The 16,468-nt window shown below is 70.1% G+C and carries 12 protein-coding genes and 1 tRNA gene; 7 read left to right on the top strand and 6 right to left on the bottom strand.

Going from position 1 to position 16,468, the window contains the following annotated elements:
• The first annotated feature begins 114 nt into the window (after positions 1-114).
• Both FBZ89_RS31500 and FBZ89_RS10385 read left to right on the top strand, forming a co-directional pair.
• The gene (locus FBZ89_RS31500) at positions 115-1,812 is read left to right on the top strand and encodes a tetratricopeptide repeat protein (protein WP_246172127.1); all 1,698 of its coding nucleotides are present in this window, start codon (positions 115-117) and stop codon (positions 1,810-1,812) included.
• Between the two features lie 36 nt (positions 1,813-1,848).
• Positions 1,849-2,748: a 4-(cytidine 5'-diphospho)-2-C-methyl-D-erythritol kinase gene (locus FBZ89_RS10385; protein WP_186457287.1), complete on the top strand. Its 900-nt coding sequence runs from the start codon at positions 1,849-1,851 to the stop codon at positions 2,746-2,748.
• Positions 2,749-2,751: 3 nt separating this feature from the next.
• On the opposite strand, the gene FBZ89_RS10380 is transcribed toward FBZ89_RS10385, so the two are convergent.
• Entirely contained in the window at positions 2,752-3,693 is a 942-nt protein-coding gene (locus FBZ89_RS10380) for an SEL1-like repeat protein (RefSeq protein ID WP_186457286.1), read from the bottom strand.
• 149 nt (positions 3,694-3,842) lie between these two features.
• Between FBZ89_RS10380 and FBZ89_RS10375 the strand changes: the two genes are divergently transcribed.
• The 3 genes from FBZ89_RS10375 to FBZ89_RS10365 all read left to right on the top strand — a co-directional run bounded on the left by FBZ89_RS10375 (position 3,843) and on the right by FBZ89_RS10365 (position 6,896).
• A tRNA-Gln gene (locus tag FBZ89_RS10375) sits at positions 3,843-3,917 on the top strand.
• Between the two features lie 467 nt (positions 3,918-4,384).
• A complete protein-coding gene (locus tag FBZ89_RS10370) occupies positions 4,385-5,665 on the top strand; it encodes a hypothetical protein (protein WP_145749918.1) in 1,281 nt (426 codons plus the stop codon).
• 199 nt (positions 5,666-5,864) lie between these two features.
• Positions 5,865-6,896: a hypothetical protein gene (locus tag FBZ89_RS10365; RefSeq protein ID WP_145749917.1), complete on the top strand. Its 1,032-nt coding sequence runs from the start codon at positions 5,865-5,867 to the stop codon at positions 6,894-6,896.
• Positions 6,897-6,903: 7 nt separating this feature from the next.
• On the opposite strand, the gene FBZ89_RS10360 is transcribed toward FBZ89_RS10365, so the two are convergent.
• The 5 genes from FBZ89_RS10360 to FBZ89_RS10340 form a co-directional block, all read right to left on the bottom strand.
• Complete coding sequence (locus tag FBZ89_RS10360) at positions 6,904-7,977, bottom strand: Fic family protein (protein WP_145749916.1); 1,074 nt, start codon at positions 7,975-7,977, stop codon at positions 6,904-6,906.
• A 97-nt stretch (positions 7,978-8,074) separates the two neighbouring features.
• On the bottom strand, positions 8,075-10,195 hold the full coding sequence (locus FBZ89_RS10355; protein ID WP_145749915.1) for a hypothetical protein: 2,121 nt from the start codon (positions 10,193-10,195) through the stop codon (positions 8,075-8,077).
• Positions 10,192-12,948, bottom strand: coding sequence for a DUF4159 domain-containing protein (locus FBZ89_RS10350; RefSeq protein WP_145749914.1), 2,757 nt, complete (start codon positions 12,946-12,948; stop codon positions 10,192-10,194). Before FBZ89_RS10350 ends, FBZ89_RS10355 begins: the two co-directional genes overlap by 4 nt.
• On the bottom strand, positions 12,948-13,949 hold the full coding sequence (locus FBZ89_RS10345) for a DUF58 domain-containing protein (RefSeq protein WP_145749913.1): 1,002 nt from the start codon (positions 13,947-13,949) through the stop codon (positions 12,948-12,950). Before FBZ89_RS10345 ends, FBZ89_RS10350 begins: the two co-directional genes overlap by 1 nt.
• Positions 13,949-14,965 (bottom strand): AAA family ATPase, encoded by a 1,017-nt coding sequence (locus tag FBZ89_RS10340; protein WP_425465955.1) that lies wholly within the window; start codon positions 14,963-14,965, stop codon positions 13,949-13,951. Before FBZ89_RS10340 ends, FBZ89_RS10345 begins: the two co-directional genes overlap by 1 nt.
• Positions 14,966-15,141: 176 nt before the next feature.
• On the opposite strand from FBZ89_RS10340, the gene FBZ89_RS10335 reads away from it, so the two are divergent.
• Positions 15,142-15,792, top strand: a complete 651-nt coding sequence (locus FBZ89_RS10335; RefSeq protein WP_145749912.1) for a DUF1285 domain-containing protein — start codon at positions 15,142-15,144, stop codon at positions 15,790-15,792.
• Positions 15,789-16,445 carry a CoA pyrophosphatase gene (locus tag FBZ89_RS10330; protein ID WP_145749911.1) on the top strand — a complete coding sequence of 219 codons (657 nt, stop codon included), beginning with the start codon at positions 15,789-15,791 and terminating at the stop codon, positions 16,443-16,445. The genes FBZ89_RS10335 and FBZ89_RS10330 overlap by 4 nt, the downstream gene beginning before the upstream one ends.
• The last annotated feature ends 23 nt before the right edge of the window (positions 16,446-16,468 follow it).

Here is a 16,468-nt window from a genome sequence, read left to right as displayed (position 1 = left end):
GGTCCGACCGGCGCGGTTGTTCCGGCCGCGTTTCCCGATTAGCTTGGGGGCCCAGACTTAAGAATAGACGGCGGCGATCTCGTGCGGTTTTTGCGGCGGACATCAACGGTAGTCATGGCGGGCCTGCTGACGGCGGGCCTGACAGGGGCTTGGGGGCATTCCGCCTGGGCGGCCAAGGCGCCGGAGCAGGCGGGCGGCCCCGATCCGCTGGCGGCCTTCGTGGCCGGCAAGGTGGCGCAAGGGGCGGGTGACTGGGCGGCCGCGGCCGACTTCCTGGCCCTCAGCCTCAAGTCCGACCCCGATGACTTGACCCTGCTGCGCCGTGCCGTGCTGATCAATGTCGGCCTGGGGCGCACCAAGGTGGCGCTGCCGCTGGCCAAGCGCCTGGTGACGGCCAAGGACGGCAACCCCGTGGCCCTGACCCTGCTGGCGGCCGACGCGGTGGCGGCGGGGGACGAGCCCGGCGCGCTGCGCGCCATCGACGCCCTGCCCCAGGACGGTTTGGGCACCTTCATGCGGCCGCTGGTGACCGCCTGGGTCAAGGCGCGCAAGGGCGATTGGGCCGCCGCCAAGGCGGCGCTGGAACCGCTGGAGGCGCAGCAGTCCTTCCGCGCCATGGCGGCCCTGCACGCCGCCCTGATCGAGGATCTGGCGGGCCACGAGGATGCGGCCCGCAGCTGGTACGCCCAGGCCTCGGACGGCGGCCAGGTGCTGCGCGTCGCCATGCTGCGCGCCAATTTCGAGATGCGCATGGGCCATGCCGACCTGGCACAGGCGGCGGTGGCGGCCATTCTGCAGGCGGACCCCAGGGGCCCCATGGGTGATGCCGCTCGCGCCCTGCTGTCCCGCCCCCACCCGGGCCGCATGGTGGCCAATGCCACCGAGGGCCTGGCGGAGGCGCTGTTCGATGTGGCCGCCGCCATCAACCAGGAAAAGGTGGCGGAGGTGGCTTTGCTCTACACCCGCCTGGCCCTGCACCTGGACCCGTCGCTGGCCCCCGCCCGCATGCTGGCGGGCGAAACGCTGACGGAAATGGACCGGGACCAGGAGGCCGCGGCCGAATACGCCGCCGTGGTCGCCGACCTGGGCATGAAGACGGGGGAGAAGGCGGACGTGGGCCTGCTGTGGGCGGCGCGCCTGCGCCAGGCCGACGCCCTGGCCCGCCTGAACAAGACGCAGGAGGCGGCCGGCATCCTGCGGGCCATGGCGTCCGAGCGGCCGGACCGTAGCGACGCCCTGGTGCGCCTGGGCGATCTGCTGCGCGCCGACCATAAGCTTCCCGAAGCCCTGACCGCCTATAACCAGGCCATCGAACGCCTGGGCGGCCGCCCGAATGGCGGCGACTGGTTCCTTTACTACGCCCGCGCCACGGTGCAGGACCAGATGGGGCATTGGCCGGAGGCCGAGTCCGACCTGCTGCGCGCCCTGCAACTGCAGCCCAACCAGCCGGGCGTCCTGAATTACCTGGGCTATGCCTGGTCGGAAAAGGGCGTGAAGCTGGACCAGGCCCGCCAGCTGCTGGAGCAGGCGGTGAAGCTGCGGCCCAACGATGGCGCCATCATCGACAGCCTGGGCTGGGCCAAGTATCGCGCCGGCGACATCCCCGGCGCGGTCGATCTGCTGGAGCGCGCGGCGGAGCTGAAGTCCCGCGATCCGGCCATCAATGACCATCTGGGCGACGCCTACTGGGCCACCGGCCGCCGGCTCGAAGCGCACTATCAGTGGCAGCGTGCCGCGCGCGAGAACCCGGACGACAGCCTGAAGGCGGCCCTGGATGAAAAGTTGAAGCGCGACCCCGCCGCGCCGCGATAATTCCGATACCCGAGATTTGTTGAAGGACCAATCCCCGTGACCACGGTAAGCGCCGCCGCCGCCGCCAAGCTGAACCTGTACCTGCACGTGCTGGGCAAGCGGCCCGACGGCTATCATGAGCTGGACAGCCTGGTGGTGTTCGCCACCGCCCACGACCTGATCACCGTGACCGAGGCGCCGGGGTTCAGCTTGGCCATCGATGGCCCCTTCGGCAGCACCCTGGTGGCCGAGGGCACGGGCCGCAACCTGGTGTCGCGCGCGGCCCACGCCCTGGCCGACGTCCTGGGGCGCGATCCGCATGTCGCCATCCGCCTGACCAAGAACCTGCCGGTGGCGTCCGGCATCGGCGGCGGTTCGGCCGATGCCGCCGCCACGCTGAAAGCCCTGGCCGAGCTGTGGGGCGTGGCGCAGGACGACCCTCGCCTGGTGGAGCTGGCCCCCACGCTGGGCGCCGATGTGCCCGTGTGCCTGTTCGGCCGCACCGCCTATTTCGGCGGCGCGGGGGAGCAGGTGGTGGCGGGCCCCATCCTGCCGCCGACCGCCCTGCTGCTGGTGAACCCCGGCGTACACATGCCGACCAAGGACGTCTTCGCCGCCCGGACCGGGGCCTGGTCCACCGCCGGCCGGCTGGAGCGCGATCCCGTGGACGTGGCCGACTTCGCCCAGCTGCTGCGGGCGCGGGGCAATGATTTGGGCGCCGCCGCCGAAAGCCTGTCGCCCGCCATCACCGACGTGCTGGCCGCCCTGGATGCCACGCCGGGCTGCCTGCTGGCCCGCATGTCGGGCAGCGGCGCCACCTGTGTCGGCCTCTATGCCGATGTCGCGGCGGCGGCCTCGGCCGCCGCCCTGATCAACCGCGTGCGCCCGACCTGGTGGGTCAAGGCCACCGCCCTGCTGCCCGAGGTGCCGGCGGCCGAGGTGGTCGCGGACGCCTGAGGCTCAGTGCCGGGCCAGCCGCGCGAGCAGGTCGCGGCTCGGCCAGCCGTCCGGCGGCGGGGCCGTCTCGTCCCAAACCGCCGGATGCGCCACCTCATAGGCCAGGATGGCGTTGGCGGTGCGGGCCCCCAGGCGGCCGTCCGCCGGCCCGTGCAGGTATCCCAGGTCGCGCAGGCGCCGCTGGATCAGGCGCAGGCCGTCCCCGCCAACGGCGGCCGGCGGCGTGCGCGGCTGGCCGGGGACAGGCTTGGGCGGCGGCTTGACGGTGGCGGGGTCCTGCGACTGCGCCGCCAGGCCCATGCCCACCACCTGCGGCGACGGCTCGCCCCGCTTGAGACGGGCCAGGGCCTGGGCGGCCGCGATGTCGCCCTTGGCCGCCGCTTCACCATATAGGCGCGCGGCGCCGTCCCGGTCATGGTCGCGTTCGGCCAGCGCCCCCAGCCGTTCCAGCGCCAGCACCAGGCCGCCCTCGGCGGCGCGGCGGTACCAGCGGACGGCCTGCGGCGTGTCCGCCGGGATGTCCACGCCCTCGTCATACAGCAGCGCCAGATTGAACTGCGATTGGGTGTCGCCCAGGTCGGCGGCGCAGCGGTACCAGGGCAGGGCGGCGCTGATGTTCTCCGGCCAGCCCATGCCACCGGCCTCCAGCGTGCCCAGGGCGGCGCAGGCCTGCCGGCGGATGTCGGTATCCGGGGCGGCGGCGGCCAGGCGGTACCAGGCGCTGGCCCGGGCTACGTCGGTGGGGCGGTCGAAGGGGACGTCGCCATAGGCGTCGGCCAGGTCCAATTGCGCCTGGGCGTCGCCGGCGCGCGCCCGGGCGTCCAGCGCCAGCAGGCCGGCGTCGGCGGCGGTGGGCGGCGTGGGCGGCGGGGCGTCCGGGGCCGCCAGGGCGGTCCCAGTCAGTAGCAGGAGGGCCAGGGCGGGGATATACGGCGGGAGGGGCATGGGGTGGCCGGGTGAAGGAGGTGCCGCCATAGTGCCACGCCGGGGGATCGGCGCCAGCGCTTCGCGGAAAAGGTCTGGGCGATTTGGGGCGTTGCGTCCGCCGGGCTTTCTGATTATGGTGCCGCCCTCCCTGACGGGAGGCCCGGTGATGGGGCGTCGCCAAGCGGTAAGGCAGCGGATTTTGATTCCGCCATGCGGAGGTTCGATCCCTCCCGCCCCAGCCATCTCCCCCGGCTATTCTCTCGAATCACAGGATAGGCGCGCCACTTTGGCGTGTATTACTGCCGGCGCGGCCAATGCGATTGGCGTGGCGGCTGCCTATACTGCGCGATTCGAGGGCGGCGCGGTGTCGGTGGGGCGCAATGTCAGGATTCGTCAAATTTTAGGTATCGTGACCGCCTCTTCCAAAGTATTATTGCCGCAAGGATAGGTTTGCCCGCTGGGGGCGCCATCCTGAGGGATAGCGGGATATTGAATTGGCCAAAGTATCGGCCATGATATCCTGTCAGGGAAGGTTGTGCGCGGATGGCCCGGGGGACGCGGCGGCGATGCGGCCCCAGCCTTTTGGCGCCGGCGGTGAACGTGTGTCGGATTGCTTCGGGCTCAGGGGCGTGGGCCCGGTCCACTGTGGAAAAATTGCGCGTCCTAGTTGTTGCCCGGGGCCTTGGAAGCATCCGGTTGCGGAGATGAGATGAATCGTCCGAATGCGCCGAAACGGGATTGGGTCCGGGTAAAGCCCGGCGAGCGTCCGGTGGCGTTGCCTGAAAAGCCGGAACACGACGATCAGAAGCTGTTGACCCTGCTGCAATCCGCCAAGCGGGAACTGCAGGGCCTGCGTCTCATCCACCTGCATCTGTCCCTGCTGAAGGACAAGAGCAACCTCGACCTCATGTCCATCAAGCGGGCCATGCAGGAGACGGCGGACAATTCCTCGTACCTGCAGGTCTTCAACCTGTCCAACGACGACGTCATCGTCCTTTACAAGGGCATCAAGTTCTCGCTGATCAGCGACGTCTGCTCCAAGATTGAAAAGCTGCTGCTGTCGCGCACGACGATGACGAAGCAGAATCCCTACCGGGAAGACAGCCTCTATTCGATCATGGAGCTGTCGCTCAACTTCGTCAGCGTCATCCGCTTCATCGAAGGCCTGCAGAAGGGCGAGGGCGGCGACGCACCGGTGGAGCAGACCAAGCCCCCCATCACGCTGGAGGAACTGGGCAAGATCGAACGCGCCGTGCAGATGTTCGACCTGTCGCCCTTCATGCTGAACCAGCCGGTGGTGAACATCCAGAACCCCACCGAGAACGAGTACGAGTATTTCGAGCTCTACATCGCCATCAAGGCGCTGGAGGAGCGGCTATCGCCCGACTTCGACATCACTGCCAACCGCTGGCTGTTCAGCTACTTCACCTCACAACTGGACCTGTCGGTCCTGCGCGCGCTGAACTACGGCGTGGACTTCCTGCGCGGCAAGCGGCTGGGCCTGAACCTGAACCTGGCCACCATCCTGTCGGCCAGCTTCGTGAAGTTCGATGAGCGGTTGACGACGGACCTGCGGGGCAACGTCATCCTGGAAATCAACAAGACCGACCTGATCGAGAACGTCTCGATGTACAAGGAGGTCGTCGATTTCGCCGCCACCCGTGGCTACAAGATCTGCATCGACGGGCTGAACGACTTCTGGGTCACCCATATGGACCTGGAATACATGGCCTGCGACTACGCCAAGATCATCTGGTCCCCCGACATGGAAAGCATGACGGAGGAGGAGATCGACGCGCTGCAGGAAAAGGTGCGGCAACAGGAAAACTGCCGTTACATCCTGGCCCGCTGCGGCACCGTCTCCGGCCTCATCTGGGCGGAGAAGATGGGCATCAGCCTGGTGCAGGGCCGCGTCATCGACAACATCCTGCGCAAGGGCGTCCTGGTGCGGGACGCGCTGAAGACGGCGCAGGTGATGAACGACGACTGACAGGCGAGTCCCGGCCGGCTTATGCCGCCGCTGGCTTAACTACCTGGTAAGCTTGCCTCATTAAAATGAGGTTATCGCCGGGCTGGCAAATCTGTGTCACCTTCTGCCTAGGGGCCATCCGGTTGCGGCCGGGGGAGCGCAGGGTCGTTCCCGCGGGCCGATACCGGGACGGCGTGTGGGGCGGAACTGACCGGAGACGATGTTGGGACGTGACTATCCGGTGCAGGCGGCCGCGGCCGAGGAAGGCGCTGGTGACGGTGCCGCTGGCGCATCGCGCGCCGCCTCGGATGAGGCCGAGGCCAGCCGCAGCACGCATTTCATGTTCGAGAACAAGGTGTTCGCCGTTCCCGGCGCCTTCTTCTCCTTCACCCGCGACACCAATGAGGCCGTCTACAACGTTCAGCTGGGCGACGTGTGGGGCAAGATACCCTTCCGCACCCTGCGCGAGGCCTTCGGCATCGACGACAACAGCGCCGACGCCACCCTGCTGGGTGTGGTCGAGCGCGGCTTGAAATATGTGAAGACCATCCGGCCCGGCGACAGCATCCCGCGCGAACTGCTGGACGGCAGCGCGTCCTGGCGGGTGGAGGACAGCCACCTGCAGATCGCGCGCGGCCGAATCACCGTGCAGCTGGTGTCCTGGATCACGGGCAAGGAAACCTTGATCACCGACCGCGGTCAGCTGGAGCAGGTGGTGGAGGATCCGCAAACCAAGCAGCGCGCCCAGCAGGCCTTCAGCGAACTGGCCCGCCGCTTCGGCCTGCCCGACGACCGCAAGCAGGAGATCGTGGACAAGGTCGAATCGATCGCCCGCGAGCTGTCTTATATCGAAGCGCTGCGCGACCGTTACGGCCAGGTACAGCAGATCATCGCCGGCGTGGCCCAGGCCGGCCGCATCTACAAGACCGACCGCCAACTGCAGGCCGACATGACGCGCATGATGGCCCTGGTCAAGCAACCCATCCTGGATTTCGAGGACATCTTCGGCCAGCTGGATGCCCAGACCAGCGAAATCATGGCGGTGCTGAAATCCTACGACAGCCAGGTGGCCTTCATCCGCCGCATGCGCGATGAGCTGCACACCCGCCTGATGCTGTGGGACGACATGATCTACGCCTGGGACGGCGAACCGCTGGAGCGCGGCCCCGAACTGGAGGCGCGACTGAAGAAGACCTACCAGTTCCTGGCCCAGCACTTCCTGGTGACCAAGGTCTGGCAGCGGGGCGCGTGAGGGGCGTTTACTTGGCGTCGAAAGCGTGCGCCAGCCGATAGGCGCGGTTTTTGCGCGACGGGTCATGTACCTCAAGAAACCCGTTGTCTACCCAATCCCGACACAGTCCGACCACGGTGCGCTGGCTGAGGCCTAGGTTGGCGGCGATTTCGGCGCTGGTCGCGGTGCCCTGCCGGCGCAGTAATTCCCATAACCGCCGCTGCCGTGGGTCCAGGCGCCGCAACACGCCGCTCTGGTCCATCGCTCCTCGTGTTGCCGCCCTGTCGGCTTGGAAGCGCACAGCGGCAAAGGCATCGGCCATGCCCTCGCAGAAATAGGCGATGAACCCCGTTATGTCGGCCTCCGCCCGGCCCATGTAGTAGTTGTGTGACGGCCCAACGGTCAGTGCTCGGTAATAGCCCTGTAGGTTGCGCGCATAATATTCGTCCAAGCTGTAAATACCCTTCAGCCCGTAGCCGGCATTATGCAGCAGCAATGTCGTGAGCAGCCGGGCGGTACGGCCATTGCCGTCGTAGTAGGGATGGATGGTGGCGAACTGGTAGTGGGCGATGGCGGCGATGATGGGTGCGGGCAGTTCGTCTCGATCCATTTCCATCTGGATCCAGGCCATCAGATCCGCCATTAGCGCCGGCACGTCCGCCGCCTCGGGGGGCATATAGATGATCAGGCCGGTTGCCGCCTCACGGATGACGTTTTGGCCGTCGCGATAGGGCGTGGGGGTGGCCTTGCCGTGCATCACCAAGCCGTGCAGGCGCCGCACGTCCCGCTCACCCGGTACGTCCGGCCGTTGGGCCAGGCGCTCCACCTCCTCAATGGCACGATAATAATTGCGCACTTCCGTCTGGTCGCGCTCTCGTCCCGGAATATGTGTGCCGGCCAGGATCTGGTGCACCTCCGCCTGGGTCAGGCGGTTACCTTCGATCTGGGTGGAATAGTGGGTGGCGACCAGCCGCGCCGTTTCCCGTAGAGAAGCCAACATGTCGATATCAATGGGCAGTGCCAGGATGGTCTGGCGCGCTGCCTCGATGGACATCAGCGCTTTGGTGATGCCGGGCGTGATGGTGAAATGGGGTTGGTACATGGGGCCATGTTGGCCAGCTTACCGGCTGATGTCATTTAAAACGTCGATATCATGCTGATAAATGTCAGTTAAAGTGCTGATAAAGGGTTTTGGATGTTTATCGTCCCTCGCGTCGCCAGCCCAGGACCAGCAGGGCGGCCAGGGTCAGCAGGGCCAGCCATGCCGGCACCAGGGGCACGCGGGCGACGCCGGTGACGGTGTAGTCGCCGTTGGCGCGCAGGCCCAGCCAGGCGCCGCCGGCGGCGTTCTGGCCGGGGCCGACCCGGCGAAGGTCGGGCAGGCCGCCCGCGCCGGATCCATCCGCCAGCCAGAACACGCCGCCGCCGGTGGCCTTGGCCAGCGGGGCCAGGCGGTCGGGGGTGGTGCGCATGTCGGCCAGTTCCGGCGGGTTCAGGGCGCCCACCACCGCCAGGGCGGTGCGGTCGCCGTCCTTCACCCGCCACAGGCCGGGCTCGGTCGCCGCCAGGCTGCCGCGCGCGACGCCATCGGGGCTGTCGGCCAGGGGCAGGCTGGTGACGGCGTCGCTGGGGGACCGCACCTCCACCGGGTCGGCATCCGGCTTCAGGGAGCGGCGTTCCACCACTAGGTGGTCGCCGTCCACGTGCGCCTTGAGGTCGTCCTCCTCCAGCGCGGGTTCCTTCATCAGCCAGTGGGCCAGGCGGCGCAGCAGTTCCGCCGCCGGCCCGCCGCCCTCGAAGCCGCGCGACCACAGCCACATATGGTCGGACGCGATCTGGGCCACGCGTCCCTTGCCCACGCGGTCCAGCACCACCAGCGGCTGGTTGTTGGCGCCGTTCATCACCACCGTGCCCTGGCGCGGCACGATGTCGATCTGGCGGAACCAGCGCCCCCAGGGGGCCTTCTGCTGGTTTCCCTGGGTCGGCGCCGTTTCGCCATAACCGTCCAGGCCGGCCGTGACGGGATGGCGGCGGCCGGCCTCGGTCAGGGTGGGGGTGTAGGGTTGCTCGGTCACCGTGCCCGTGGGTTCGCCCGGCAGGATGTCGCCCAGCGGCGTGCGGTACAGCGACAGCGGCGTGGCGTAGGCGGGGCCGCTGGCCTCCAGGAAGGCGCCGCCGTTGCGCACATATTCCGCGATGTTGGCGAGATAGCCCATGGGCAGGACGTTGCGCTGGCGATAGCGATCGAAGATGACGAGGTCGAAGTCGTTCAGCTTCACCTCGAACAGCTCGCGGATGGGAAACTGGATCAGCGACAGCTCGCGGATGGGCGTGCTGTCGGACTTTTCCTGCGAGCGCAGGATGGTGAAATGCACCAGGTCCACCGCCGGGTCGGCCTTCAGCAGGTCGCGCCAGGTGCGTTCGCCCGCGTGGGGCTCGCCCGACACCAGCAGCACGCGCAGCCGGTCGCGCACGCCGTTGACGATGAAGGCGGTGCGGTTATTGGCCATGGACAGCTCGGCCGGGCCGGCGTTGACCGACAGTTCCAGCAGGTTGGGGCCACCATGGCCCACGGTGATGGTCAGGGGCACGTCCTCCCCCACCGGCACCGGCACCTGGCGCTCGGGCTGGCCGTCCTGGCGGATGGTCAGCAGGGCGCTCTCCGCACCCTTTCGCGCCGGCAGGTCTTCCACCCGCACGGTGGCCGTCACCGTCTTGCCGACGATGCCATAGCTGGGGCCGCGCACCAGCACCAGGCGGCGGTCGCCCTCGCCATGCTCGCCCGTCAGCAGGGTGTGCACGGGGCCCAGGTCGGCCAGGCTCTCCGGCTTTTCCGGCACGTCGTGCACCTGGCCGTCGGTCAGCAGGATGGCGCCGGCCAGGCGGCGGCGGGGCACGTCGGCCACGGCCTGGGTCAGGGCGTCGATGGCCCGCGTCTCCTCCCCCCTGCCGCCGGCGGTGGAGGTGCCGGTCTCCACCACCCGCAGGTCCAGGTCGGGTACCTGGGACAGCTTGGCCTTGAGGGCGGCCAGGGCCGCGTCCGTGCGTTCCTTGCGATGGCCCACGTTCTGACTGGCGGAGGTATCGACCACCACAACGGCCACGTCCTTCAGGGGGTGGCGGTCCTCCCGCACCAGGGCAGGGTCCAGCAGCAGCAGGGCCAGTGCCGCCAGGGTGACCGCGCGCCAGGTCAGGCCGCGCGCCCGGCGCCAGGCCATGAGGGCCAGGCCGATGAGCGACAAGGTGCCCAGGCCGATCAGAAGCCAAAGGGGCAGCAGCGGTTCGAAACTGAGGCTGAGGCCGGAAAACAGGTTCATCATTGGCCCAGCCGCTCCAGGATGGCCGGCACGTGCACCTGGTCGGCCTTGTAGTTGCCGGTCAGGGCGTACATCACCAGGTTGATGCCGAAGCGGTAGGCCATCTCGCGCTGGCGTTCCCCGCCGGGCACCACGGCGTTCAGCGGCCGGCCCTGGCCATCGACGGCCCAGGCGCCGGCCCAGTCGTTGCCGCCGACCAGCACGGGCGAGACGCCATCGTTTACGCGACCCTCCGACGCTTCAGCCCATACCTGGCCGCCCGCCTGACGGCCGGGGAAGTCCTGCATCAGGAAGAAGGTGCGGCCCAGCACATGCTCCGGCCCCACCGGGGCCAGGGGTGGAATGTCCAGGCCGTGGGTCAGATCGCGCAGGCGCGCCTGGATGCCGGCGTCCGGGGCGCCCTGGTCGCGGGTGTCGAACAGGATCATGCCGCCGGCGTGCAAGTATTGGTTCAGCTTGGCCACCGCCGCGTCGGACAGGGCGGCCTGGCCCGGCGTCACCACCCAGTACAGCAGGGGGAACAGGGCCAAATCGTCCTTTTCCACGTTCACGCTCATGGCGCCCGCCACCTCCACCGCTGTGCGGCGGTTCAGCTGCTGGCCTAGGCCCAGCAGGCCGGCCTTGGTGGTGGCGTCGGCGGCGCGGTCGCCCGTCTCGACATAGGCCAGCCAGTTGGCGGTGGTGGCCTTCACGATCTCATCCTCCGGCGTGGCGGCGTGCCCGCGCGGGGCGGTCAGCACCGTTGCCAGCGCTAGTGCCGCCGCGGCGCCGCCCCGGCGCCAGCGTGCATTGGGCCGCAGCGAGGTGGGCAGCAGGCCCCGTACCAGCAGCGACAGGAACAGGTCGGCCACCCACAGCGCCGCCGCGAGGCCCAGGAACCAGGGGCGCAGGTCCGTTTCCCGGGTGCCGCCGAAGCCCTGGTAGGCGACGCCGGCCAGCGGCTCCATGGGCACCAGCGGCGCCACGGATCCAGCCAGGTTCAGGGCGCGGCGCCGGTCGCCCACGCCGTAATAGCCCGGCGGGTGCAGCGGCCCCACCGGGGTGCCGTTGGCTTCATCCTTGCCTTCCGGCTCCAGCGGCTGGGCCACGGCGGAGGGGGCGATCAGCCGGCCCTGGCCATCCAGCAGCGACAGGGGCGGCAGGGCGCCGCCGGCATTGCCGCCGATGCCGCCGGGCAAGCCGTCGCTGAGGCCCACCAGGCGCCGCAGCATGTCGACGTAGAGGCCCGACAGCGCCAGGTTGGACCAGGCGGGATCGGCGCTGGTGTGCACCAGCGCCAGCCAGCCCTTGCCCCGCCGTTCGCCCGTCACCAAGGGCGTGCCGTCCTCAAGCCGCGCCCAGACCTTGTCACCCATGTCCGGCCCGGGTTCGGCCAGTACCTGGCGGCTGACGGTCACGTCGGACGGCACCGCCAGGCCGGCGAAGGGGCTCTTGTCGTCGAAGGGCGCCAGGTGGGCGGGCGTGGTCCAGGACAGGGCGCCGCCCAGGGAGCGGTCGCCGCCGCGCAGGCGCACGGGCAGCAAGGTTTCCGCGCCCATGGGCTCCGACTCATGGGCCAGGCGGGTGCCGCCGAAACGCAGCAACACGCCGCCCTGGTCGATCCAGCGGGCCAGGCGGGTGGTGTCGCTGTCGGTCAGGGCGCCACTGTCGGGCAGCACCAGGATGGAGACGCCGCCGTCCAGCAGCGCGGAAATGGTGCCGCGCCGCACCTCGGCATAGGGGGCCAGAGCCCGGTCCAGGTAGTAGAGGCTGGACAGCAGGGGCTGGTTGTCGCCGCCGGGGCCGGCGGTGGCCAGGCCCACGGGGCGGCGGCGCCAGCGATCGTCCAGCAGCAGGCTGGCGCCCACGCCCGTGCGGTCCTCCAGGTGCAGGCGGACGGCGGCGTTGCGCAGTTCCCCCGGCAGGGTCAGGGGCAGGGTCAGCTGGCGCTGGCCGGGGGCGAAGATGCCTTCCGCCCGGCCCAGGGCGCGGCCATCCTCACCCAGCGCCTCCACGGCGATGGGCTGGGCCTCGGCCCCCTCGGCCCGCTCCACCGGCACCATCAGGGCACTCGCGTCGTTATTCGGCGCGCGCACCAGCAAGGGGCCATGGTCGGCGCCAGCCGTCATCACCGTGACGCGGCCCAGGGCGCGCAGGCGGCCGGCCAGCGTGGCCACGCTGCCGTCGTTCAGGCCGTCGGCCAGCCAATAGCTGTCGGCGGCGATCCCGGTCAGGGGGCCGGTCTTCTGGGCGGTATCCAGGGCGCCCAGGGCTGCGGCGCGGTCGCTGGGCCAGGGCTGTGGCGCCAGGGCCTGCACCAGCCGGCGCGCGGCCGTGGCGCTCATGGGACCCTGCACCTGTGGCGCTTCGCCGCCGGCACCGGCGGCGGTGGCCAGCAGCAGGACGGGGCGATCCTGGCGTTCCGCCTGGGTCACCAGCCGGTCCAGTGCCTGCTGCCGCTCCGGCCAGTCACGCCCCGCCGCCCAGCCGGTGTCCACCACCAGCAACAGGGGGGCGGTGCCGGCGGCGGACGTGGCGTCGGGGTGCAGCAGCGGCCGGGCCAGGCCGATGATCAGCAGGGCGCTCAGCGCCAGGCGCAGCACCAGCAGCCACCAGGGCGTGCGCGCCGGCGTTTCCTCCTTCGCGGTCAGGCCCAGCAGCAGGCGCAGGGCCGGGAAGGTGACGCGCTTGGGTGCGGGTGGCGTCAGCCGCAACAGCCACCACAGCCCCGGCAGCAGGACCAGGGCCCACAGCACCAGCGGGCTGGCGAAGGCCATCAGACGCCCCCCTCGTTTGTCCAACTGGTGGGCGCGTGGGTGACGCCGGAATGGGCAGCCGCGTTCCTCACGCTTTCCTGCGACAGGGCGCCCCACAGGCCCAGCAGCGCGGCCTGGGGCGGCTTGTCGGTGTGGTGCAGGGAGAAGGACCAGCCGCTGGCGCGCGCGATCTGGGCCAGGCCGGCGCGGTGGGCGGCCAGCCGTTCCTGATACGCGCCGCGCAGGCCGCCCACCCGGGGTACCAGCAGGCGCTGCTCGCCCTCCACCGCGCGGAACTCGACGCGCCCCTCATAGGGCAGGGTTTCCTCCGCCGGATCCAGGATCTGGAGCAGATGGCCCCGCACGCCGTGCCCGGCGTGGAAGGCGACGGCGGCCTGTATGTCGTCCAGGGATGCCAGCAGGTCGCCCATCACCACCAGCCGCGCGTGGCGGGCCAGGGGTTGAGCCGGCGGCACCGGCGGCGGCGGCGCGGAGGGGACACGCGTCAGCGCCAGGGCCAGGGGCTCCAGCGCGGGGCGGCCGGGCAGGGGGCGGGGGCCGCCCATCAGGCCCACGCGCTCCCCCCCGCGCACCAGCAGGCAGGCCAGCGCCATGGCCAGCAGGTCGGCGCGTTCCCGCTTCAGCGGCAGCTCCCGGTCCGACCGCCAGTCCATGGACGGGCCGGCGTCGCGCCACAGCCAGACGGTTTGTGCCGCCTCCCACTCGTTTTCCCGCACATAGACATGATCGCCCTTGGCCGACTGGCGCCAATCGATCTGGTCGGTGTCGTCGCCCTGCTGATAGCGGCGGAACTGCCAGAAGGCCTCACCCGTGCCCACGCGGCGGCGGCCGTGCAGGCCGGGCGTCACGGCGGCGGCCACCCGTTCCGCCGCCACCAGCAGCGGCGGCAGGCGCTGGGCCAAGGCATCGGCGCGGTCGCGCAGGCGGCCAGCGGCTTGCCCAGGGGCCGCCGGCGCGGGATCCGCGGGATCCTGGGGGGGCTTGGGGATGGCGGCGGACATCAAGCCAGCGGCGCGCACAGGTGGTCGATGACGGCGTCCAGCGTGACGCCCTCGGCCCGCGCGCTGAAGTTCAGCGCCATGCGGTGGCGCAGCACCGGCTTGGCCAGGGCCACCACATCGTCGAGGGACGGGGTGTAGCGCCCGTCCATCAGGGCCCGGGCGCGGCTGGCCAGCATCAGGGCCTGGGCGGCGCGGGGGCCGGGGCCCCAGGCCACGTGGCGGCGCACCTCCGCCATCTCGCTGGTCTCGGGCCGGCCGCTGCGCACCAGGTCCAGGATGCCATCGACCACGCTGTCGCCCACCGGTACCCGGCGCACCAGCTCCTGCGCCGCCTGCAGTTCCGCCGCCGTCAGCACCGGGCGCACGGCGGCCGCGGTGGCGCCGGTGGTGGCGATCATCATCAGCCGTTCGGCGTCGCGCTCGGGATAGGTCACGTCCACCTGCAGCAGGAATCGGTCCAGCTGCGCCTCCGGCAAGGGATAGGTGCCCTCCTGCTCCAGCGGGTTCTGGGTTGCCAGGACATGGAAGGGGCGGGGCAGGGGATGGTATTGCCCCGCCACCGAAACCCGGCCTTCCTGCATGGCTTGCAGCAGGGCCGACTGGGTGCGCGGGCTGGCGCGGTTGATCTCATCCGCCATCAGCAGCTGGGCGAAGACGGGGCCGGGAATGAAGCGGAAGGCGCGGCGGCCGTGCTCCCCCTCCTCCAGCACTTCGGAGCCCAGGATGTCGGCGGGCATCAGGTCGGGGGTGCATTGCACCCGGCGCTCGTCCAGGCCCAGCACGATGCCCAGCGTTTCCACCAGGCGGGTCTTGGCCAGGCCGGGTACGCCCACCAGCAGCAGGTGGCCGCCCGCCAGCAGGGTGACGAGGCTGAGGTCGATCACCTCTTCCTGACCGAAGATGGCCTGGCCGATCATGGCGCGCACGCCGGCCAGTTTCAGGCCGGTGTTTTCGATGTCCAAAGCCAGGCTCGCATCCGGGTAAACCTGGTCACGGGGCAGGTCGGTGATGCTCAACGCGGGGTCTCCCAAGAGTGCAATTGTTCGCCAGCAATGCCAGAACGCCGGCTCCGGGCCTTTATGCCAGCCCCCTTTATGCTAGCTTTGTGGCCGGAATCGGAAAAATTTCCGGTCCCCCCGCATCGGCCGATAGGCTGATGGGACGGACTTTTGGCTTGATGGTTGATTGCGTCATGACGGAAAGCAAGCCCGATGCTGGTCCTGGAATCGGCCAGGACGCCGCGGACAAACCCGCCACCGCCCCGGAAGGTCCCGCCGACCTGGCCGGCCTGCGGGCGGCGCGCGGCCCTGGCGACGGTGGGTCCGACACCCGGCCGGATGAAGGATATGACATCCGCATCGCCCGCGACGGCACCTGGTTCTATCACGGCAGCCCCATTGGCCGGCTGCCCTTGGTCAAGCTGTTCTCCACCGTCCTGCGGCGGGACGAGGCGGGGGACTATTGGCTGATCACCCCGGCGGAGCGGGGACGCATCCGCGTCGATGACGCGCCTTTCGTGGCGGTGGAGATGCGGCGCGAGGGCGAGGGGCGGGGCCAGGCCCTGTCCTTCCGCACCAACCTGGACCACTGGGTCACGGCTGGGGCGGAGCATCCGATTCGGGTGGCGATCGACCCGGCGACGGGGGAGCCCAGCCCCTACATTCACGTGCGCGGCGACATCGGCCGCGGGTTGGAGGCGCGCTTGAACCGCCCGGTGTTCTATGAGCTGGCCGACATGGCCCTGGCCAAAGATGGGGCCAAAGATGGGGCCAAAGAGGGGGCCGGGGATGGCCCGGCCGGGGTATGGAGCCAGGGCGTGTTCTTCCGGTTGGAGGGGGCATGACGGCGGCGGCGGCGGTCCGCCGCGCCTTCGCCCAGGGGCCCCAAGGCGGCCGGCACGAGGGGGCCTTCGCGTTCGAGGGGCCGGGCATCGGCGCCCGGGGCGACCGCGACGGCAACGAGGTGGATGTGGGCGGCGTGTTCGATCCGCCGCCGACGGTGCGCGATGCGGCCGTGCTGGTGCCCCTGATCGACCGGCCGGAGGGCATGACGGTGCTGCTGACCCAGCGCAGCGCCCACCTGGCGGCCCATGGCGGCCAGATCAGCTTCCCCGGCGGCCGGGTGGAGCCTGAGGACACTGACGCCATCGCCACCGCGCTGCGCGAGACGGAGGAGGAGGTGGGGCTGGCCCCCACCCAGGTGGAGGTGGTGGGCCGGCTGGACACCTACCACACCCGCACCGGCTTCCGCGTCGTGCCGGTGGTGGGCCTGGTCAACCCGCCCTTTTTCCTGCAGCCGGACCCGTTCGAGGTGCAGGAGGTGTTCGAGGTGCCGCTGAGCTTCATCCTGGATCCCGGCAGCCGCCAGCGGCAGTCCCGCGAGTTCAAGGGCGCCCTCCGGCACTTCTGGGTCTTCCCCTATGATGACCGCTACATCTGGGGGGCCACGGCTGGGATGCTGGTGAACTTGTGTGAGGTGCTGGGATTGCCCGGTTGACGGCGGCGGCATGTCGTATGTCC

This window comes from Nitrospirillum amazonense (assembly GCF_007828045.1).
GTDB classification, from domain to species: Bacteria; Pseudomonadota; Alphaproteobacteria; order Azospirillales; family Azospirillaceae; genus Nitrospirillum; species Nitrospirillum amazonense_C.
This window is presented reverse-complemented; position numbering and strand designations above follow the sequence as displayed.